Annotated in this window: 21 protein-coding genes; 11 read left to right on the top strand and 10 right to left on the bottom strand. The window is 38.4% G+C overall.

Annotated elements, in window-relative coordinates:
- Positions 1 to 76: 76 nt before the first annotated feature.
- Positions 77 to 814 (bottom strand): dienelactone hydrolase family protein, encoded by a 738-nt coding sequence (locus C7H19_RS14380; protein ID WP_106457608.1) that lies wholly within the window; start codon positions 812 to 814, stop codon positions 77 to 79.
- Between the two features lie 208 nt (positions 815 to 1022).
- Between C7H19_RS14380 and C7H19_RS14375 the strand changes: the two genes are divergently transcribed.
- On the top strand, positions 1023 to 2216 hold the full coding sequence (locus tag C7H19_RS14375; RefSeq protein ID WP_106457576.1) for a glycosyltransferase family 2 protein: 1194 nt from the start codon (positions 1023 to 1025) through the stop codon (positions 2214 to 2216).
- A 1-nt stretch (position 2217) separates the two neighbouring features.
- Here the strand turns inward: C7H19_RS14375 and C7H19_RS14370 are convergent, their stop codons facing one another.
- The 4 genes from C7H19_RS14370 to C7H19_RS25710 form a co-directional block, all read right to left on the bottom strand.
- A complete protein-coding gene (locus C7H19_RS14370; protein WP_106457575.1) occupies positions 2218 to 2664 on the bottom strand; it encodes a DUF3531 family protein in 447 nt (148 codons plus the stop codon).
- A 19-nt stretch (positions 2665 to 2683) separates the two neighbouring features.
- Positions 2684 to 3217 carry a CPBP family intramembrane glutamic endopeptidase gene (locus C7H19_RS14365; protein ID WP_425428909.1) on the bottom strand — a complete coding sequence of 178 codons (534 nt, stop codon included), beginning with the start codon at positions 3215 to 3217 and terminating at the stop codon, positions 2684 to 2686.
- A 62-nt stretch (positions 3218 to 3279) separates the two neighbouring features.
- A complete protein-coding gene (locus C7H19_RS14360) occupies positions 3280 to 4326 on the bottom strand; it encodes a DUF3326 domain-containing protein (protein WP_106457573.1) in 1047 nt (348 codons plus the stop codon).
- Complete coding sequence (locus C7H19_RS25710; RefSeq protein ID WP_181280614.1) at positions 4323 to 4496, bottom strand: hypothetical protein; 174 nt, start codon at positions 4494 to 4496, stop codon at positions 4323 to 4325. Before C7H19_RS25710 ends, C7H19_RS14360 begins: the two co-directional genes overlap by 4 nt.
- Positions 4497 to 4746: 250 nt before the next feature.
- On the opposite strand from C7H19_RS25710, the gene C7H19_RS14355 reads away from it, so the two are divergent.
- The gene (locus C7H19_RS14355) at positions 4747 to 6039 is read left to right on the top strand and encodes an RNA-guided endonuclease InsQ/TnpB family protein (protein ID WP_106457572.1); all 1293 of its coding nucleotides are present in this window, start codon (positions 4747 to 4749) and stop codon (positions 6037 to 6039) included.
- 13 nt (positions 6040 to 6052) lie between these two features.
- On the opposite strand, the gene C7H19_RS14350 is transcribed toward C7H19_RS14355, so the two are convergent.
- The gene (locus C7H19_RS14350) at positions 6053 to 7177 is read right to left on the bottom strand and encodes a WD40 repeat domain-containing protein (protein ID WP_106457571.1); all 1125 of its coding nucleotides are present in this window, start codon (positions 7175 to 7177) and stop codon (positions 6053 to 6055) included.
- Between the two features lie 77 nt (positions 7178 to 7254).
- Complete coding sequence (locus C7H19_RS14345; protein ID WP_106457570.1) at positions 7255 to 7881, bottom strand: TetR/AcrR family transcriptional regulator; 627 nt, start codon at positions 7879 to 7881, stop codon at positions 7255 to 7257.
- 193 nt (positions 7882 to 8074) lie between these two features.
- Here C7H19_RS14345 and C7H19_RS14340 point away from each other — a divergent pair, with 193 nt between their 5' ends.
- From C7H19_RS14340 to C7H19_RS14330, 3 genes are all read left to right on the top strand, one after another.
- The gene (locus C7H19_RS14340) at positions 8075 to 9388 is read left to right on the top strand and encodes a hypothetical protein (protein ID WP_106457569.1); all 1314 of its coding nucleotides are present in this window, start codon (positions 8075 to 8077) and stop codon (positions 9386 to 9388) included.
- Positions 9389 to 9527: 139 nt separating this feature from the next.
- Positions 9528 to 9797 (top strand): GlsB/YeaQ/YmgE family stress response membrane protein, encoded by a 270-nt coding sequence (locus tag C7H19_RS14335; protein WP_106457568.1) that lies wholly within the window; start codon positions 9528 to 9530, stop codon positions 9795 to 9797.
- Between the two features lie 185 nt (positions 9798 to 9982).
- The gene (locus C7H19_RS14330; RefSeq protein ID WP_106457567.1) at positions 9983 to 10909 is read left to right on the top strand and encodes a class I SAM-dependent methyltransferase; all 927 of its coding nucleotides are present in this window, start codon (positions 9983 to 9985) and stop codon (positions 10907 to 10909) included.
- Positions 10910 to 10994: 85 nt separating this feature from the next.
- Here C7H19_RS14330 and C7H19_RS14325 read toward each other — a convergent pair whose 3' ends face one another.
- Positions 10995 to 11288 carry a ferredoxin gene (locus C7H19_RS14325; protein ID WP_106457566.1) on the bottom strand — a complete coding sequence of 98 codons (294 nt, stop codon included), beginning with the start codon at positions 11286 to 11288 and terminating at the stop codon, positions 10995 to 10997.
- Between the two features lie 479 nt (positions 11289 to 11767).
- Between C7H19_RS14325 and C7H19_RS14320 the strand changes: the two genes are divergently transcribed.
- Positions 11768 to 12742 carry a Gfo/Idh/MocA family protein gene (locus C7H19_RS14320; RefSeq protein WP_106457565.1) on the top strand — a complete coding sequence of 325 codons (975 nt, stop codon included), beginning with the start codon at positions 11768 to 11770 and terminating at the stop codon, positions 12740 to 12742.
- Between the two features lie 230 nt (positions 12743 to 12972).
- Positions 12973 to 13215, top strand: coding sequence for a DUF4327 family protein (locus C7H19_RS14315; RefSeq protein WP_106457564.1), 243 nt, complete (start codon positions 12973 to 12975; stop codon positions 13213 to 13215).
- Positions 13216 to 13344: 129 nt separating this feature from the next.
- Here the strand turns inward: C7H19_RS14315 and C7H19_RS14310 are convergent, their stop codons facing one another.
- A complete protein-coding gene (locus tag C7H19_RS14310) occupies positions 13345 to 14097 on the bottom strand; it encodes a phycocyanobilin:ferredoxin oxidoreductase (RefSeq protein ID WP_106457563.1) in 753 nt (250 codons plus the stop codon).
- A 79-nt stretch (positions 14098 to 14176) separates the two neighbouring features.
- Here C7H19_RS14310 and tatA point away from each other — a divergent pair, with 79 nt between their 5' ends.
- Together tatA and C7H19_RS14300 are read left to right on the top strand one after the other, a co-directional pair.
- Positions 14177 to 14335: a twin-arginine translocase TatA/TatE family subunit gene (tatA, locus tag C7H19_RS14305; protein ID WP_106457562.1), complete on the top strand. Its 159-nt coding sequence runs from the start codon at positions 14177 to 14179 to the stop codon at positions 14333 to 14335.
- Positions 14336 to 15110: 775 nt separating this feature from the next.
- The gene (locus C7H19_RS14300; protein ID WP_106457561.1) at positions 15111 to 16547 is read left to right on the top strand and encodes a slr1306 family protein; all 1437 of its coding nucleotides are present in this window, start codon (positions 15111 to 15113) and stop codon (positions 16545 to 16547) included.
- 71 nt (positions 16548 to 16618) lie between these two features.
- On the opposite strand, the gene hpnR is transcribed toward C7H19_RS14300, so the two are convergent.
- Positions 16619 to 18163, bottom strand: a complete 1545-nt coding sequence (hpnR, locus tag C7H19_RS14295) for a hopanoid C-3 methylase HpnR (protein ID WP_106457560.1) — start codon at positions 18161 to 18163, stop codon at positions 16619 to 16621.
- Between the two features lie 139 nt (positions 18164 to 18302).
- On the opposite strand from hpnR, the gene C7H19_RS14290 reads away from it, so the two are divergent.
- Positions 18303 to 18545 (top strand): S1 domain-containing protein, encoded by a 243-nt coding sequence (locus tag C7H19_RS14290; RefSeq protein ID WP_106457559.1) that lies wholly within the window; start codon positions 18303 to 18305, stop codon positions 18543 to 18545.
- Between the two features lie 13 nt (positions 18546 to 18558).
- Positions 18559 to 19221: a C40 family peptidase gene (locus C7H19_RS14285; RefSeq protein ID WP_106457558.1), complete on the top strand. Its 663-nt coding sequence runs from the start codon at positions 18559 to 18561 to the stop codon at positions 19219 to 19221.
- The last annotated feature ends 31 nt before the right edge of the window (positions 19222 to 19252 follow it).

Raw genomic sequence — 19252 nt, 5'->3', positions numbered from 1 at the left:
ATGATTACAAAAATCCTAAACGTTTCAATTGGGGTTCGTTTCCAGTGTACGTCTAATTACCTCTGAGCGTCACCCACTAATTTTTTAAAGTTGTCTTAAACAACTCTAGCACATGATACCAAGCATCTTGGGCGGCTATTGCATTGTAACTTACTCTTTGGTCACAGAAAAAGCCATGATCTGCTTGGGGGTATCGGAAAATCTGATGAGGTATGTGATATTTTTGTAATTCTGCTTCGATCTGATCAACTTGTTCTAGGGGAATACTAGCATCTTGCATCCCAAAAAAAGCATACATGGTTCCTTTGATGTCTGGAGTTCTAGAAATTGTCGGTTTTCCGTTTCCAGGTGTTCCTGTAGTAATTCCTGCGCCATAAAATGAGGCTGTAGCTTTGATTTGGTTTAGGATAGAAATTAAATATACCACATGACCCCCGAAACAAAACCCGACGCTTCCGACTCCTTGTTTTTGGACTTGGGGTAAGGTATAAAGATAGTCAATTGTGGCTTGAATGTCGCTCAGTAATTCATCAGCTTTGGTTTTACTTTTATACTCTCTACCAATTGTCACGCTTTCGGGTGTATATCCTGTCTCAAAACCAGGGGCAATACGTTGATAAATGGCAGGGGAAATCGCAATATATCCCTCTTGTGCTATTCTTCTGGTGACATCTCGAATATGATCATTTACACCGAAAATTTCCTGCACCACAATAATAGCGGGAAATATACCCTGTTGTTGTGGCATGGCGAGATAAGCATCGATCGCTAAATCTCCATTTTTGATTTTTATTTGTTGGGTGTCAACATACATAAAATTTTTATTGCTATAAAGAGAATTCATTCAATTTTAAACCCCTACAATTATTTTGTAGAGACGTGATATATGAGGGACTGTAGGATTTATTTGGATTTGGGATAATTTATATATTGACAAAATAATAAAAATATGCTTCAAAGAAAAAGACGATCGCGGCTCGGTATGATAAAAATGAGTAATCCGAGTTCAATACACAGATTTTATGACTGTAATATTAATGCTACTGCTTTGGGGAATGGCACTATTACTCTTCATTCCTTGTCTAGTATTGTTTATTGAATGTTTAGCCGCTTGCTTACCTGCTCATCATGAGGCAAGTGCCACAGAAAAACGCTCCGCAACTGTAGCGGTTTTAATGCCGGCTCATAATGAGGCAACGGTGATCGAAAAGACTATCACGAATTTGTTACCTCAACTGCAAAAAAGCGATCGTTTAGTTGTCATTGCTGATAACTGCATCGATCAAACGGCTGATCTGGCACGTCAGTTAGGCGTTACAGTCATCGAAAGACAAAATTTAGAACAACGGGGCAAAGGTTACGCTTTAGATTATGCTCTACAATTTCTCAAAGCTGATCCCCCAGATGTCGTGATCGTCATCGATGCGGATATGATTACGGCGACAAATTCTATTGACGAATTAGCTAATATGTGCTATGCGTCGGGTCGTCCAGTACAAGGAATCGATTTATTAGAACCACCGAGTAATCCAAGCGCGAAAGAGACAATATCAGCTTTAGCGTTTTTAGTCAAAAATCGAGTTAGATCAACTGGATTATCGCGTTTAGGCTTACCTTGTCTGCTTTGCGGTACAGGAATGGCGATTCCTTGGTCTATCTTACAGCAAGTCTCGCTTAATAGTGGCAATATTGTTGAAGATATGCAGTTGGGTGTAGATTTAGCGATCGCTGGATATCCCGCTTTATTCTGTCCCAATGCTAAAGTAACGGGTACATTTCCCAGTGTTGAACAAATCGCCAAAACTCAACGAACGCGATGGGAACATGGACACTTAAACACACTTCTAACACAAGTTCCTCGTTTACTAAAAGCAGCTATTAGCCAAAAACGTTTAGATTTATTAAGTTTAGCGTTAGAATTGGGCGTACCCCCACTATCGTTTTTAGTCCTGCTTTGGGGAATAGCAATTATCATCGGATTATTAGCAGGAATAATAAGCGGAATTTGGCTACCAGTTTTCTTAATTATTTTGGCGGGATTATTACTCTTTGTTGCTATATTAATGGCTTGGTATCGTTTTGGTCGTCCGATGATTGAAAAAAAAGCGTTACTGAGTATTCCTTTTTATTTAGTCTGGAAAATTCCCCTTTATTTTGCTTTTCTCATTCGTCCTGAAAACAAATGGATCAAAACCCAACGAGATAATTTATCCTAACTTAATTTTCGATAAACAAATCCTGATTGCGTCGAACCACAGGCCAATTTTCATTTTCTCCACCAACAATCATACGCTTAATGGTGACAAATTCCTTACTCAGTTGATTTAGTGCATTGATTAAAATATCGATCGCAATTAAATCACTCGTTCCTAAATCGAACCAACAGCGCCCCCAACTTTCCTGATATTCAAAATCAGACATATTGTGCATGGGAGACATTAGAACATTTTCTGCTGAATCTGTATCATAGTTCATGTAACTAATATCAATTCCCGTGTCTTGTACTTGGAGATTTTCAGCATTAAAAGCGCCCAATTTTCCCAGATAAAACCAAGAATCAAAAACCTCTTCTATATACTGCTGTTCCATCCCAGAAGGGGTTGTCTCAAATTCTAACCAAATCCACAGATCAAAAGGATTAAATTCTCTAAATTCAATTTTCATAGATTAATTTCCAACAAAATTACAAAGAAGGAGGATTCAAAGATTGTCGCGCTTTCCATAAATAACTCGCCACTAAATTCGTCACAATATGGGCTAAAGTCGGCACTAATAAATTACCTGTGACCATTGCACTATAACCTAAAACCAGACCGACCACCGTCGCCCACAAGACATATGGCCATTGTTGAGAACCGCTAAAATGTAGAATACCAAATAAACAACTTGATACAATAACCGCCGTTAAATCAAGTCCTAACGCGGGTAACATAACTCCCCGAAAGAGTAATTCTTCACTTAACCCAGGTAAAAGTCCTAACCAAATTAAATCGGGCCAAACTAACGGCTTAATTACTAATTCTAAATAAGTATCAGCACTCTGGCGATAAGCGGGCCAAATTCGATACATCAAACCACTTCCTAAACTAATGCCAAAAGCAAGAGCTAAACTCAGCCAGACAGCTTGTAAAGAAAATTGAACATCAAGAATCTTTATTGAGCCGAAATATTGCCAGATACGGGCTACCAGTAATAAAATAACCGCCGTAACTCCCATAATAATGAGAATTTGTTTACGGGTTAAGGGTTCAAATTCGGGATTGTCAGAACTACTCACAATTAGGCTAAACAACGAAGAGAGGATATAGAGGGATTGAGTGACTCGAAACTAATACCCGCACGATGGGCGACTAAAAGACCAAGTGCCTCTATATAAGAGTTTACCTTAATTGCTTTGATCCCTATGGGTTCGGGTGAAACTTGCATTTGGGTTTGATTATTTTCTACGGCAATAATTAGACTTTTTTGTTGACTAAAACTGATGATCCCACTACCACCGCAAGCACTTTCAGGAATAATTACAGCATCGACTTGATCCGCCCAAATACTTTCTATGGTATTTTGGGTAACAAATTGAGGCGCACGACTTAAACCGACTAAAACACAGGGTAAGAAAGTATAACCTATTTCTTCGGCTGCCGATTTTGGGGAAAGCGCGGGATCTATAGGAAGGGGAGATAAAGCCGGGGCGTGGGCGGCAGGAATACTGAATTGTCTGACGATTAAGTGAGAGATGACAGCTTCTGCACCCGCAAGAGGATCGACACCTTTTCCATGTCGATAATTTTCTAAAGCTAGACTATCAGGATCATCGGGGAAACGCGCAACGATCGCAATAGCTTCGGCTTGGGCTTGTTGGATCAGCTTTTCGGCGGCTCTCAGTAAACTGTCTGGGTTGCCGATGGTTCCCCAACTTGCTCCAGATGCAGAGGTTCTTAATTCTACTTCCAGTGGGGCATCAGTGACCATATAATCGGTCAAAGACAGACCTAATGTAGCCCGTGAACCATCGGCGGCTTGCAGGTGTCTAAGCCTCAATTCTGGCTCAATGGCGCGATCTAAAATTAAGCCGATGCGGTTTTGATGAACATTTTGTAAGCCCCAAAGTCCTTTTGCAAATTGATCTAAACCGTATCCTTCGACATAATAAGCGTTAGGGATTGGCCAGTACAATTGTGCGCCATTTAAAACATTGGGATGAGTGATTAAATTATCGCAAGTTTGGGCGATCGCACGGGCGACGGGTAAAGCATCACCCGCATAGCCACCGATACTAGCACCAATTCCCGTAGGTACAATTAAAACGACGGTGTAAGGGCGTTTCACTCTTTTGTTACGATCGCTTCGACTTGTACAGTTTCGGTTTCTCGATCTACTTTGGTAATAGCCCAACGTAGCGGTTTACCTTGTTTTTGAAGTTCAGCTTCGATTTCTTGCTGAAGTTTGAGGGGGTTTTCTTGGAGATCGATTTCTGCGGTAATAAAATGAGTCGTCATCGCGTTTTTTTTTAAGCTTATGGTAACAGTTTACCAAGAATGTTGCTCTTATTGCCCCCGCTAAATTTTAAGGGCAAAACGCTCACCCAAATTAGCGGGGGACGTTCGCTCAAGCATCGGACGCAGGTTCCGATGACGCGACCTCATGAATGGCAACCAATATATAAACAGCGTAGCACAATAGTTTAATTCTACCAATAACGGGTAAAGTATGAGAAACTAAAATAGTCCAAAGGTCGAGGATATTTAAATGTTAGTTGTCGAAGCTAAATTAAAAAACGGAACTAAAGATCAATACTCTAAACTTGATGATGCTATCCGAACAGCACAGTTTATTAGAAATAAATGCGTTAAGTTTTGGATGGAAAATAAAGGAACCACAAGAAATGATCTTCAAAAACTATGTTCTGTTTTGGCTGCCGACAAGACAACCCCTTGGACAAATAAGTTAAACTCCCAAGCTCGTCAATCAAGTGCAGATAGAGCATGGCAAGCCATATCAAAGTTTTATGCTAATTGCCGTAACCCTGCTATCAAAAAGAAGGGATTCCCTAAATTCAAAAAGCATAGTCGTTCCGTTGAATATAAATTGACGGGATACAAACTATCCAATGATAGAAGGAAAATCACTTTTATTGATGGATTCAAAGCGGGAACATTTGACCTTTGGTGTAGCCAAAAGACGCTTGTCTATTACTCGGAACAGCAAATTAAGCGAGTCCGAGTAGTGAGACGCGCTGATGGTTATTATTGCCAGTTTTTGATTGACTACGAACGAGAAGAGAAACACGAATTCACGGGAAATATAACGGGGATAGACTTGGGGTTGAAAGAATTTTTAACAGAATCCAACGGAAATACGGTTGAAAACCCCCGTTATTTTAGAAAGTCAGAGAAACGCTTAAAGAAAGCGCAAAGACGACTATCTAAACGTTTTAAAAAAGGCCAGAAACAGTCGGAAAATTATCACAAACAAAGACGAAAAGTGGCCAAACTACACTTAAAAGTTTCAAGACAACGTAAAGACAGAGCAATTAAAGATGCTTTGGCGTTAGTCCAATCTCACGATCTGGTAGTCTATGAGGCTTTGAAAGTATCAAATATGGTCAAAAACCATAAACTTTCTAAAAGTATAAGTGACGCTTCTTGGTATCAATTCACCCAATGGGTTAACTACTTTGCCAAGATTCACAAGATAACTTGTATTGCTGTAGCACCGCATTTCACGACTATTGATTGTTCAGTATGTGGGGCAAAAGTCGAAAAGACTTTAAGCACTAGGACACATCAATGCCCTAGTTGTAAAACGGTCTTGGATAGAGATCATAATGCAGCGCGAAATATTTTATCAAAAGGGTTGCAGCAATTGGGAGCATATCTCAACGGTAGCGGAGGGCATCCGCAAACCGACCCAAACGCCTGTCGAGAGTCCGACCTCTGGGTTTTCAATGGAGACATTGAGAATTTAAGCCGTCTCGTTGAAGCAGGAATTTCTAACAGTGATGTGGAGAGAATCCCCCGTCATAGCGACATAGGAGCTTGACGGTGGGAGTATGTCAATATTTTTTTGTTTGTAGATTATTAGGGGAAGTTTGGGGACTTAATGCAGTAGGTTGCCACAAACGGACTTGGAAATCATAGCCACCTGTAGCTAAATAACGCCCATTGGGACTAAAAGCGACACTTTCCACCCAATCTCGACATTTTTCTGGCCATCCGAGAGTTTCTCCTGTCACGACATCCCAAAGTCTTACACCATCGTTACTGGCACTGGCGAGGACTTCTCCATTAGGATGTAAGGCGATGGATCTAATTTGGGCTGAATGTCCAATGAAAGTATATAACAAGCGTTGACTCTGAACATCCCAAACTTTAACGGTACGATCTGCGCTACTCGTAATTAATCTTGTACCATCGGGAGTGTAAATAATTCCTGTAATAGCTTCCTTATGAGCGACAAACTCTGAAAGAAAAACCCCTTGTCTGATATCCCAAAATTTAATTTTTCCTTCCCCATCACCACTGGCTAGAGTTGTGCCATTTGGGTTCATACTTAGAGCATAGGCTGGCTCACCAATTCGAGTTAAAGTATATAAGGGACGACGATCGCATAAACTCCAAACTTTAATCCCATCTAAAGCCGCACTAACCAAAATTTGACCATCTGGAGAGATTGCTAAATCCATGATATGAGTGCGATGATCGACAGCAATTCCGATATAATCTCCATTCTTCCAATTCCAGAAATTGATTCCGCCATCTTCTCCCCCACTAACTAAAGTTTCTCCAGTAGAATTAATGGCAAGAGCTTGTATTCCTCTACGTTGCGCTCGTATATTTGATTGTCTTCTGTCATTACTGAGATCCCAGATTTTTAAATTGGGTTGATTGCGATATCCTCCGCCCATAATATAGCGATTATCGGGAGAAAATAGCAGAGTATTAATGGTTCCTTCTTGATTTCCAACAATTCGCACTAAATCAACTGATTGCCATTGCTCAGGATTTGTCTGTAAAATTTCTTTTGGTTGTTCATTCGTCGGGCTGTACTGAGGTTCGGGTTTTGGTGGGCTGGGGGGAAGTTGCGCTTTAACGATGTGATGATTCCCAAAGATGATTAATAGCGATGCTATTCCAGTTAACATCAAAGCGTTTTTATGTGTTGAGTCGATGAACCTCATAAGCCAACAGCCGATCCTAGAACAGATTTTGGGTTTGATCTTATCTTTATTAGGTTCCTTTTGCCAAGTTTTTCGAGTTATTCTTTGACTAAAACTCCATTAAGAAAAATATCGGCAATACCTTCAGCCATTTCTTGTAGAGATGCTGGAGAAGAATCGGGTAAAATAGTTTGATCAGAAAAACCCGCGATCGCAAACATTCCTAAAAAGACTTGAGCGACGATTTTCGGGTTAGTTTGACGATAAATTCCTTTATCCATTGCCGTTTGGAAAAAAGCTTCGGCTACATCTGTCATTTTCTCAATCACTTCTATTTGTATCCGTTCTCGTAATTCTGGATGATGCTGCGCTTCCACAAAACAAACTTGTAATAAATCTTTATTTTCTCGCATTCGTAGCATTCTACGGCGCATGACTTGAGCTACTGCCTTATAACTGCCCATTTCGCTTAATTCTGTCAATAAATCGGTTAATATATCAACCCAGCCCGCCGTTGCTACGTCAATTAAAATGGCTTTTTTGTTGGGAAAATACCTAAAAAGTGTTCCCTCAGCTACACTTGCTGCTGCTGCTAAGTCTTTTGTCGTTGTGCCATCATACCCCTTAGCCGCAAATAATCGCAAGGCGGCGTTTAAAATACGCTTACGGGTTGCTTCTTCTGCATTTCCGGTTTCTGATGATCCTCGTTGATGAATACTTTGCATAGAGATTAGATAAGAACACCCATAAAGATATTTTCCATCATGACATTGATTGCTTGATCTAATTCCAATGATTACCTAAATCTTGACATTTCAAATCATGAAGCGGTAAAAATTGCCTTCTTTCTTTTGGGATAGACTACATGAGATTAAATTGGCTAGACTACCGAAGGAAAGGTTTAAGAGGGTTTGTCTAATGGACTCAATGTTATTAAGAGCGGGAAAACTTAAAGAAGCGCTAACGGATTTTGTTTTTGATGCAGAAGGGGAATTAGCTGTTGCTCTAGAAACTTTTAGCGCGGAACAAATGGCTACAGCAACTCAACAAGAAATGAATCAACGGAATTTGTTAGTCGATCGTTTTATTTTTGAAGGGAAAGTTGGTCAAAAAACACCGATTGCTCTTTTTATAGAACATAACACAGATTTATCGCAAGAAGATCAACAACTTATACAGCGTTGGCATAAGAGTTTTATCGGTTTATTTGAAATTATTGCTATTTTGGATGATGGTTTTGAGTTGATGAACTGGACAACCGCTAAACATTATATCGTCAAACCCAATAACCCCAAAATCTTAGAAAGCATGAAAAGATATAAAATCGGCGAAATATTACTGACACAAATTGCGCCTGTAGATGATTATTGGATGTTTTCTAGTCCTTGTACAACATTAGGAAGACTCGGTAAACCTAAACTGGCGGTTGCTATTGGAAACTTTAAACAAAATTATGGCAATCATTTGTATAGTGATGCACCTGATTTATTAGAACAAGCTTGGAAATCTGTAGAAAAGTCCCATCAGGATTTTATTAACTTTTTTGGGAGTGATGAAATTACTTTACCCGGTTATCAATTGAATCAGAAGTTTGCCGAATATCAAAACGCTAACCTACAAGAAAAACTAGAAGCATCGGGTTTAGATGGCTCGAAAACAATTCAAGATTTAGCACAAGAAGCAGGTATATCATCAGATGAAATAGATTCGATAGCTGCTGAAATGGGCGTTGATGCAACTGCATTAAATAGCAATAAAATCACGAAAATGGTACAACCTAAGTTAGAATTACCTCCACATCTAAAAAAAGCTGAACAAGTTACTGCTTTTAGTCATCCGCGTTGGGGACAAAGCTTTTTAGCTAACTATTCTGAGTTTAAAAAATCACTTTTATTAGAAGATGAGCAAAGTGTTAAAAAATCAGAAGGATTAGTCATGGAATATTTAAAATCATCTGAAATTAGTTTTTTTGTCTGGGAAAAACTTGTTACACAGTATTCTAAGCAAATAGAATCACTTTTACAAAAAGTTTTAAATAGTCCAAATTTTGATTTAGAAATAGATTTAAAGTCTTTAATGAAAGAATTTAAAAAGCCGATTGAACCCGTATTACCAGAAAGTGCGAGTGTTCCCATTCATTTACATACACTCTTTCAAGATGCTGTAATGGAAGTTAATAAGGATAAATCCAAAAATAAATCTAGTAAAAAAACAACTAATAAAGGATTTTAATTCTATTTAAGTAAGAGTAATAGAGGTGATCTATCTTTAGATAGTCCACGATTCCAACTGGCGATAGACGCGATAAACCGATGGTGTAAGTGATCATAGGAATGTAATTAAAAAGTTACGAGATAAGGAGATTAAAAAAATGAATATTATCGCTTGGGTTGTATTAGGTTTGTTAGCTGGTGCGATCGCAAAAGCAATTTATCCAGGTTATCAAGGTGGTGGCATTCTAGCTACAATTATCTTAGGTATTATTGGTGCTTTCGTCGGTGGAACACTATATACTTTCTTTAGTACGGGAACGTTGCAGCTTGCCGCAACAAGTTTAAGTATTCCTGGTTTATTTATTGCTATTTTAGGTGCTTTGGTTGCAATTTTCCTATGGGGCTTAATTAGCAGAAATGCTACCTAGAATTAGGTTGACTAATCTGTTATGCAAACACGATTGAATGGTGAACGAAGATACTTAGCATTTTTGATAGACTCTCTTTTGTAAGGGGAGTCTATTAACTTAAAGGTTAAATAATTTGTTTATGTATTGCGTTGCGACTCGTCTAAGTTTTAGGATCTCATGTGGAGAACTTAATTAAAAAAAGCATGATAGCAACACATCAAACACAACCGAGTTTAGTTTCTCGTTTAATCAATGGGATTTTTGCAGTTAAACCGTTATATAATGTTGCCAAACATCAAGCTCGTCAAATGATGATTACACGAGCCGAGAAAATTGGTGTACCTTGGCGTGATAATGTAAATAAATTACGATCGCATGATTGGGAAAAAGAAAAAGCTTCTATAGAATCCCCAAATTTGGTTTATCCTGATTATTATCTCGGTTCAATTCATGCTTACGAAAATGGAGATTTAGACTGGTTAGCAGCATTAGAAGCGGAGTCTGCTTCCTATACCGTACATTCTACTATTTGGAAAGATACAGACGGAATTAGTGTTAATGGTGATCCCAAACTGCGTCAAGCTTATCATAATGTTTTAAAATCTCAACTCTCACTCAATCCTCAAACTATTCTTGATCTTGGTTGTAGTGTCGGAATGAGTACTTTTGCACTAAAAGAAAATTATCCAAAAGCAAAAATTACAGGATTAGATCTATCACCATTACATTTATCAGTCGCTCAATATCGAACAAGAGAACGTAATACAGATCTTAACTGGATACACGCTAATGCTACATCAATTCCAAAAGCGGATCAATCCTTTGATTTAGTATCCTCTTTTTTGATGTTTCACGAAATACCCCAAATAACAGCAAAAGAGACTTTACAAGAAGTACGGCGGATTTTACGTCCTAATGGATATTTTACCATGATGGATATGAATCCAAAATCAGAAGCTTACTCTAAAATGCCGCCTTATATTTTTACTTTACTCAAAAGTACAGAACCATATCTCGATCAATATTTTACGTTAGATATTACTTCTGCGTTACTTGAAGCTGGGTTTAAGACTCCTCATATTACCATCATTAGTCCGCGTCATCGTGCGATCGTCGCTCAGGTTTTTTAAATAATGAGCAATAATAAAGCAGGGACTATGATACATTTTCCCTGCTTTTTTTATAGAACTTGAAGTATAAATACTCCAAATTTTTTTAGTATAGATTTTCTTCTTGATGAGTTTCGATCACACAATCTGCGGTAGGGTAAGCTACACAAGTTAGAACATAACCTGCTTCAATTTGATCATCATCTAAGAAAGACTGATCTGACTGATCAACGCTACCACTTGTGATTTTACCAGCACAGGTAGAACAAGCACCAGCACGACAGGAATAAGGAAGATCTAAACCTTGCTCTTCCGCTACGTCTAGAATGTACTCATCATCCGGAACATCAATTGTATGATCTCCATCGGGAGTTTTAAGAGTTACTTTGTAAGTTGCCATGTGTTACTCCTCTTATAGTGTATTCAAGGTAAAACGGCAGATCATTAAAGCTTGATTGTTTTTTAAAGCTTTTGAGTGAGCCTCATTTTTGATACTACGGGAAAAGTCTCCAGAGTTTGACTCGCATTAGTAATGAAATTCTTAAATAAACTTAAAATAAGTTTTTCTTATTATATGTTAGTCAGAATAAACAAAATATTTGCAAAACTATATACTCTTTATCGTCTTGAAACAATAGTGTTGCACAATCTTTACGAAATATTCTTAGGTTTGTTGACAAAAACATCAATCAGTATTAGTTATATTTATATCTAGAATTAATGAATTGTCTTTTCAATTAGCCAAAAATGATAGAAAAAAATCAATAATAATCCAAAGATAGTTAAGTAGGGATAAATGTTAAAGTCAATCAATTATCTTGAGTCGTTTTACTCAAAATAATAAATTAAATAAACTTTGATCACTGATAATTAATTAAAATGAATTCACCCTTAAAAGTTGGCATCGTGGGAACGGGTTACGCAGCCCAAAGACGCGCCGAAGCAATACAAGAAGATGAGCGATCGCAGTTACTCTATTTTGCCGGAAATCGTCCCGAAAGCATTAAAACCTTTAGCCAGACTTATAGCATCCCCGTTTTAAACTCTTGGCAAGAACTCGCTACACATCCAGAATTAGATTTAGTCATTATTGCCAACATCAACCGAGATCACGCACAAATCGCCAAAACTGCCCTACAAGCTGGGAAACACGTCATCGTTGAATATCCTCTGGCTTTTACAGCCTATGAAGGTCAAGAATTAATAAATATAGCCAAACAACAAAATAAACTGCTTCACGTCGAACATATTGAGTTACTCGGAGGACTTCATAACACGATACGTCAGTATCTTAGCGAAATAGGCGAGGTATTCTTTGCTCGCTATAATACAACTGCCATACAACATATTGCCTCGCGTCGTTGGACTTATCATAAAGAATTATTTGGTTTTCCTTTTATTGCCGCACTTTCTCGTATTCATCGTTTAACCAATCTTTTTGGGGAGGTTGCTTCTGTTTCTTGTCAGTCTCGCTTCTGGGATGCACCAGAAGAAGGCTATTTCACCTCTTGTTTGTCTGATGCCCAAATTAAGTTTACAAGTGGGATCATTGCTCAGGCAACCTATGGCAAAGGTGAAGTATTTCGGTATAGCGATCGCACGTTTGAACTACATGGCACACAAGGAAGCTTAATATTTTGGGGAGAAGAGGGAAAATTAATGCGAGATCAAGAAGAAATTCCGCTTTTAAGTGGAACTCGTCGCGGCTTATTCAAAAAAGATACACAACTTGTGTTAGATTATTTATTCGAGCAACAACCGTTATATGTCAACGTCGAAGATAGCCTGTATGCCCTGAAAGTAGCTCAAGCGGCTGAACAATCTTCCATCACAATAAAAACCGTTTTACTTTAGCATAAGTGCTGAACTGTCCCCATAATGCAAAATGTGCATCGGGAAACAACACACAGTGTATATCTTTAGATTTCTTAATGTGTACCTAATCTCCTTAAAAGCCAGAAGAGATAAGTCTTTCGATTTCATAAAAAAATGTAATGACGTATACAGCACGAAATCTCTTTATTCTTTTCAACAGTTAGACTATAGTAATAGTAAGCTTCAATAATTGATCTAGGAAACCTCAGATGAGTCTTAGCACCCTGTCACCCGCGCCCACCGTTGAATACTCCATCAAAATGATCAAAGATGAAGTCCGTCAAATGGTGGAGAAAGGAACGATTAATCGTTATCAACCGATATACACTCTTTGTCAGTACATACCTCCTAGAGAGTGGGTTTGTGTTGAATGCGAACTAGAAAGATGTGAGTACTTATTACGCGATCAAATTGGCGATCTCATTGCGAGCGAAAATTGGGACAACGATTAAAAACGAGATCCCTTGAGACTGAACACACATTAACTAACAACTGATTGAGCCTTTCAAGTTAATAAATAAATTTTGTTGGTCACAATATATTTAGATAATCTGTAGAGACGCGAGTTGATCGCGTCTTTCCTAATAACTAACTGCTATTTTTGGTAAATCAAATAAAACCAAAGTCATATATTTATCAGCCCATTCGCTACCAAAAGCTTTTTCTAGCACACGACGAGTTTTATCATTTTGTTGCTGCATACTACAATAATGATATTGACCCTCTAAATGTAAAGTCTGTTGTTGAGGGGGTAAAGGTTTCGCCTCCAAAGCTTGACGACAATGAATCGATAAATAATCATCAACCCTAGTAAGGAAAAGATTTTCTTCTTCTGGAGTTTGGGGACGAATAAATAAACAAAATTCCGAGAAAATATCGCCCCAAGTCGGCAAAGTTCGAGGTTGAGAAAACTCCAATGGTGATAAAGCAGAAAGAGACTTTTGATAGGACTCAGGTAAATTTCTTTCGGGACTGGTGGGAGATAAATCAACGATCGCCGCACTAATTCCCCCGCGTCCTGCTACAATATCACAGCCGAACATCGGTAAGCCATATTCAGGTCGAGGAAACATCACACAATGGAGAATATCTAAATGAGTTCCCACCTTGGCTAATTCTAGATGAAGCTTACGAAATTGAGGCGTTTGATAACAACGGTTTTCAATCACTAGCTTTTCTTCTTCCAGTCGTCCCTCTACATAGCCTAATCCTTCTGGCAACTCATACAAGGATAAGCTTAAAGACTGCTGCCAATGAGCAAGAATAATTTTTGCTAGTTTTGCGATCAAAGGGTTGAGTTCTTTATAGATAGCAGACTGGGAAAGCTCTAACATATCAAATTTACAATACAAGTTTGCTACGCTTCATCCTCTACTATAGAAGAGAAAGGGATGCAATTTAAGGATAAAAAATATGTTTGGTTTAGGTTGGCCCGAAGTAGCAATCATTGGACTGGTTGGACTCTTGATTTTTGGACCGAAAAAAATCCCCGAAATGGGCAAAGCATTAGGGAAAACGCTACGTGGGTTCAAGGAAGAAATTAATAATCCTTCAGATGACGACGACGAATAAATTCTGTCACGGAATGTTAAAGATTGTTAAAGCGTCGATAGTACATGATCAGTAAGCGATCGCTCTTACTTGCTCATGTTCAAAAAAGCCCGTTTAAAAAAAAGTTTTTGAAAAACTTGTAAAAAAATTATTTTGTCGCTATACTAGATAAAGCGACGCGGGATAGAGCAGTCTGGTAGCTCGTCGGGCTCAAGTCGCAAGATTAAATGAGTACAAAGCTCAAAGAATAATCTTGCAAAGGGCTGCGCGTGAGGAAACTTGTGCGTGATTATCTCTCAAATTCGGGGAAGCCTGTAAGCTGGTAATCCCGAGCCAAGCCTCGATAAGAGGAAGGTGTAGAGACTTGATGGGAGACACCCTAACAGAAAAGCTGAGGGTGAAGAGAAAGTCCAGACCACAAACTGATATAAGTGTCAGGCAACGAAAGTTGTAGATGGTAAGCATAACCCGAAGGTCGGTGGTTCAAATCCGCCTCCCGCCATGAAAATAATTACAAATTGTAAAGATGCACTTTTTATGAGGTGCGTCTTTTATGTATTTAGGGTTTTTAAATCTTTTTTTGTTGCTCATTAGTAATTCTACTCTCTCTTAAATGGCTTTAAATAAAAGAGAGAAAAAGCTATGCTTAGGGAATTTTTGTCAAAAAAATGTAGTAAAACTTTACGCTCTTTAAGTATTAAGACAGTGGGAAAGACCACACTATAGGCTTTAAAAAACGTAACCCAAAAACGTTAGAATTGATGCAGATTGCGTTTGCAGAGGATAGCGTAAATAAATGGTCGTTAAGTTGCAAAAGCCGATTTTAGTAACTGGGCTCGGAGTAACTGCTCTCTTTGGACTTGGAGAAACTTTTCATAGTAGATTTTTCCATATGGGAGAATGGGGGATATTAGGAGCGATCGCAGTAGGTACAGGAGCTTGGTTAATGCGTCCTAAATCTTCTTCTATTGATTTTTCGTTACCCCCTTCTCTAACCAAAGAAACCGTTGATCAAGCAATGACACAAACCGAAGCGATGATCAATTCTTTGACTTCAGAGGTTCCCGAAAAAGAAATTTTACCTTTGCGTGAAAAAATCACTCAAATCAACACAGAATTTACACGAGAAAGCTTACAAATCGCTATTACTGGTGCGAGAAAAGTTGGTAAAACGAGCCTAAAACAACAACTAGAAGCCCAAAAACTCGGCGATAATCTTACATTTGTCGAAACGCCACCATTATTGACGGAAATCGAAGCCGACGAACAAAAAGCCCAAGATTTAGCATTAGCTTCAGATCTGGTAATATTTTTGGTCAATGGCGATTTAATGGATTCAGAATGGCGAATTATTAAACAATTAACCGCCGCCCATCAAAGAATTATACTGTTACTCAATAAACAAGATCAATATCAACCTGAAGAAAGAGCAATTGTTATACAACAGCTACAACAACGGGTTAAATCATATATTCCATCTTATGAAATTATTCCCGTAGCGGCGGCACCCAAAGAAATCATTGTCCGTCAACATCAAGTAGATGGAACAATCAAAGAATGGACAGAAAAACCTAATCCGGAAATAAAAGAATTAACTGAGCGTATTCAATATATCTGTCAAAAAGAACAAGATCAACTTCTGTGGGGTTCAGCATGGCGTAAAACCATGAATGTTAAACAACAAGGAAAAGCGATCTATAATCAAGTTCGCAAACAAAAAGCTTTACCAGTTGTCGAACAATATCAATGGATTGCTGCTGCTGCTGCTTTTGCTAACCCAGTCGCAAGTTTAGATTTACTGGCAACTGCTGCGATTAATGCTCAAATGTTAGTAGATTTAGGTACAGTCTATCAACAGAAATTTTCTCTCTCCCAAGCGCAAACCGCCGCTAGTACAATTGGTAAACTGATGGTGCAATTAGGAATAGTAGAATTGACAACTCACGCGGTGGGAGCTTTCCTAAAAAGTCATGCGTTAACTTATGTCGCTGGTGGTACGGTTCAAGGAATTAGCGCAGCTTATCTAACTCGGTTAGCAGGTTTAAGCTTAATCGAATATTTCCAAGAACAAGAAATTGTACTCGATCCTGAAGCTAATCTTAATGTAGAGTCTTTGGGACAAAAACTAAAACAAGTGTTCGATGATAATCAAAGAATGGCGTTTTTACAAAGTTTTGTTAAACAGGCTATTTCTCGATTGTCTTTGGATAAGACTGCAACAACTGTAAGTTAACTAGAAAGAGGTGGGAATAACCCACCTTTTTTGTTTAAGGAAAAGTGAAATCTTTGAAAGTGTAATAATTATTAAACATTGCTATTCATACGAGTTTCATCGACGAAAGCTTCAGTAGAATTATCGATCGCACGTCCTTGTCTTCCTGCTGGTGTATGGATAAAAAGGGTATTTCGATCTACTTTTTCGTCGGGTTTAGGAGGTAGATAAATCTCGTATTTAACAGGTTTTTCGTGATCCGCTAATAAGAGTTTAGGATCATACACACTATTAAACTTCCATAGCATTTTAACAAAGTTCGTCTGACCTTTGAGTAAATGTCGTGCGGCAATTTTAGCAGTTGCTTTGAGTGCTTTCATCCCTAAATGTTTCTTATTTAATACCTGCTGCGTTTTGACCAATTCCTCGTAAAATTCATTGAGGGGTAATTTAGTCGGTAATACAGCGTGTTGGATATCAAACAAGCGATAATCACGGGTAGTGAGTTGACGAGATTCAGTACGCCAAATTTCTGTACCTGGATAGGGTGTATTAACGCTGATATTAACGATTTCAGGAATTTCTAAACACCATTGGCGAATCGTTTCAAAACGTTCTTTATCCCAATCTGGATCGGCGATAATATTAATAGCGACTGTAATTCCAAGAGATCTAGCACATTCGAGCGCTTCAAAATTCTTGGATAGGCTAACTCGTTTACGGAATTTCTTTAGACCTTCTTCGTCTATTGCTTCCACACCAAGGAACATATACTTTAGTCCTAGGGTTTTCCAGAAGCGAAAAACATCAGTATTTCTAAGTAATACATCACCTCGTGTTTCTAAATAATAATTCTTTTTGATGCCTTTACGTGCGATCGCTTCTCCAATTTCAAAACCGTGTTTTGCTTGAACGAATGCCACATCATCGACAATAAAGATCCCTGGTTCTTTGATCTGTTCGAGTTCTGCAACGATCGATTCTGTTGATTTTACTCGGTAACTACGTCCGTAGAATGTCCAAGCACTACAGAAAACACAATCCCAGGGACAACCGCGACTAAACTCTATTGAAGCACAAGGATCTAACACACCGATAAAATATTTACGACGATGACGCAATAAGTTACGATTTGCAGTGATGTCGTCAAGATTTTCGACAAAGATTGGTGGTGGCCCTTGTCCGTCTAAAGTCACCACACCGGGTACTTGTAAAATCGCTCTGTGTCCCTGTTTAATGGCTTCTAGAAGGGTTGTAATTGTTGCTTCACCCTCTCCTTTAAGGATACAATCGATCGCGCCTTGAGCTTGTTCTAAGAACTCATGAGCGATAAAAGACGCACTATGTCCCCCGACAAAGATAAAGCTATTGGGTAATTTTTCTTTGGTTGCTTTGGCTAAATCAATAATTTCAGGGACATTCGCCAAATAATTACAGGAAAAACCAATTACATCAGGTTTCCATCTATTGATCATACGGAAGTAGTCTTGATGGGTTTCCGCTTGCAGGTCAATAATTTTAACCTCATGTCCTGCTTGTTCTGCTGCGGTAGCCACTAACTCTAATCCTAGTGGTTCCAAGCGTAGGAAAACCTTAGTATACATTAAAGGGCCAGGATGAACAGCTAAAAATTTCATGCAATCTCTCCTCTGTTATGCCATCAATTTAGCCCATTTCTGCAAACTAGGAACGATTATTACAGAGTTTCTTCATTTCTGGCTATTATTACAAGATATACTATAGAAGAAAAGCTTTATATTTTTAGATTATATTCTTATGAAAGAAGCAGAAAATAGCAAGACAAGTTCTAAAGTTTGGGTTGGAGAAGTTTGTCGTGTTTTAGAAGATGGATATGGCTTTGTTCAACCTGAAGGTTCTAACGAGCGATATGTATTCGCACTTAACACAATTCCCGATTATCATGGTCAAACGGCAAAAGAGTTAAATTTAAAACCTGGTTCTAAAGTTGTGTTTGAAGTAGAAGATCAAAAAGTCGTTTCTCTAAGAATTAATTCATAATTGAGATGTGAATATGTCCTCTCAATTTTTTTTCGATCCTAGAGACCCCAGAACTAGCAAGCAATGGACTCCAGAATTTCCGATCTCTCCATCTGTCAGAGCATTTGGATTTTATCCTAATCTTCAGGATTTATTACCTGCGGATTTAATTCTAGTGAGTAACATTAAACCTAATTTCTCTCACAAGATTATTGAAAAGGTTCAGTTATTAGGGGGTTACTCTCAAGATGATGCACGATGGCATCATGCCGCTATATATGTAGGAGACGCTCATATTTGTGAAGCAGATCTACCTGGGGTTGAATGTCGAATTATTGAGAGATATTTAACTGGTTCGCATTTAATTAGAGTAAGAAGAGATATGAGTTTATCTATTGAGCAACGCTGGCGTATTGCAATACGCTCCCTGACACGGTTACGGCAACGTTATGCTTTTGAGTATTTACTCGATCTTGGAAAACTCGCTTTATCCGGTTTTGGCCAACTATCTCCAGATCAAACTCGTTTACCCGAAAAGGCTAAAATATGTTCTCAACTTTATGCCGATGCCTATAGTCCTATTACTGGGAAAGTTCTCCAAAATTTACGTTCTGGCGAGATTACTCCAGCTTTTTTAAGCTTTACCAATCAACTTACTGACGTACCAGTAGAATGGTTAAAAATTGAAAAATTTTAGCAGTTTTATCATCGAAGCAGTTAAAAAAATC

The sequence above is a fragment of the Aphanothece hegewaldii CCALA 016 genome, from assembly GCF_003007785.1.
Lineage (GTDB): Bacteria > Cyanobacteriota > Cyanobacteriia > Cyanobacteriales > Microcystaceae > Chroococcus > Chroococcus hegewaldii.
Note: the sequence above shows the minus strand (reverse complement) of the source record. Positions and strands in the feature narration are given on the sequence as shown.

Excerpts from the sequence above, each read along its gene's own strand:
- C7H19_RS14365 (WP_425428909.1), bottom strand. The coding sequence starts at position 3,217 with ATGGGAGTTACGGCGGTTATTTTATTACTGGTAGCCCGTATCTGGCAA.
- hpnR (WP_106457560.1), bottom strand. The coding sequence starts at position 18,163 with ATGAAATTTTTAGCTGTTCATCCTGGCCCTTTAATGTATACTAAGGTT.
- C7H19_RS14345 (WP_106457570.1), bottom strand. The coding sequence starts at position 7,881 with ATGCAAAGTATTCATCAACGAGGATCATCAGAAACCGGAAATGCAGAA.
- C7H19_RS14380 (WP_106457608.1), bottom strand. The coding sequence starts at position 814 with ATGTATGTTGACACCCAACAAATAAAAATCAAAAATGGAGATTTAGCG.
- C7H19_RS14315 (WP_106457564.1), top strand. The coding sequence starts at position 12,973 with ATGAGTCTTAGCACCCTGTCACCCGCGCCCACCGTTGAATACTCCATC.
- C7H19_RS14310 (WP_106457563.1), bottom strand. The coding sequence starts at position 14,097 with ATGTTAGAGCTTTCCCAGTCTGCTATCTATAAAGAACTCAACCCTTTG.
- C7H19_RS14320 (WP_106457565.1), top strand. The coding sequence starts at position 11,768 with ATGAATTCACCCTTAAAAGTTGGCATCGTGGGAACGGGTTACGCAGCC.
- C7H19_RS14340 (WP_106457569.1), top strand. The coding sequence starts at position 8,075 with ATGGACTCAATGTTATTAAGAGCGGGAAAACTTAAAGAAGCGCTAACG.
- C7H19_RS14370 (WP_106457575.1), bottom strand. The coding sequence starts at position 2,664 with ATGAAAATTGAATTTAGAGAATTTAATCCTTTTGATCTGTGGATTTGG.
- C7H19_RS14290 (WP_106457559.1), top strand. The coding sequence starts at position 18,303 with ATGAAAGAAGCAGAAAATAGCAAGACAAGTTCTAAAGTTTGGGTTGGA.
- C7H19_RS14350 (WP_106457571.1), bottom strand. The coding sequence starts at position 7,177 with ATGAGGTTCATCGACTCAACACATAAAAACGCTTTGATGTTAACTGGA.
- C7H19_RS14325 (WP_106457566.1), bottom strand. The coding sequence starts at position 11,288 with ATGGCAACTTACAAAGTAACTCTTAAAACTCCCGATGGAGATCATACA.
- C7H19_RS14285 (WP_106457558.1), top strand. The coding sequence starts at position 18,559 with ATGTCCTCTCAATTTTTTTTCGATCCTAGAGACCCCAGAACTAGCAAG.
- C7H19_RS14335 (WP_106457568.1), top strand. The coding sequence starts at position 9,528 with ATGAATATTATCGCTTGGGTTGTATTAGGTTTGTTAGCTGGTGCGATC.
- C7H19_RS14355 (WP_106457572.1), top strand. The coding sequence starts at position 4,747 with ATGTTAGTTGTCGAAGCTAAATTAAAAAACGGAACTAAAGATCAATAC.
- C7H19_RS14300 (WP_106457561.1), top strand. The coding sequence starts at position 15,111 with ATGGTCGTTAAGTTGCAAAAGCCGATTTTAGTAACTGGGCTCGGAGTA.
- C7H19_RS14330 (WP_106457567.1), top strand. The coding sequence starts at position 9,983 with ATGATAGCAACACATCAAACACAACCGAGTTTAGTTTCTCGTTTAATC.
- C7H19_RS14375 (WP_106457576.1), top strand. The coding sequence starts at position 1,023 with ATGACTGTAATATTAATGCTACTGCTTTGGGGAATGGCACTATTACTC.
- tatA (WP_106457562.1), top strand. The coding sequence starts at position 14,177 with ATGTTTGGTTTAGGTTGGCCCGAAGTAGCAATCATTGGACTGGTTGGA.
- C7H19_RS25710 (WP_181280614.1), bottom strand. The coding sequence starts at position 4,496 with ATGACGACTCATTTTATTACCGCAGAAATCGATCTCCAAGAAAACCCC.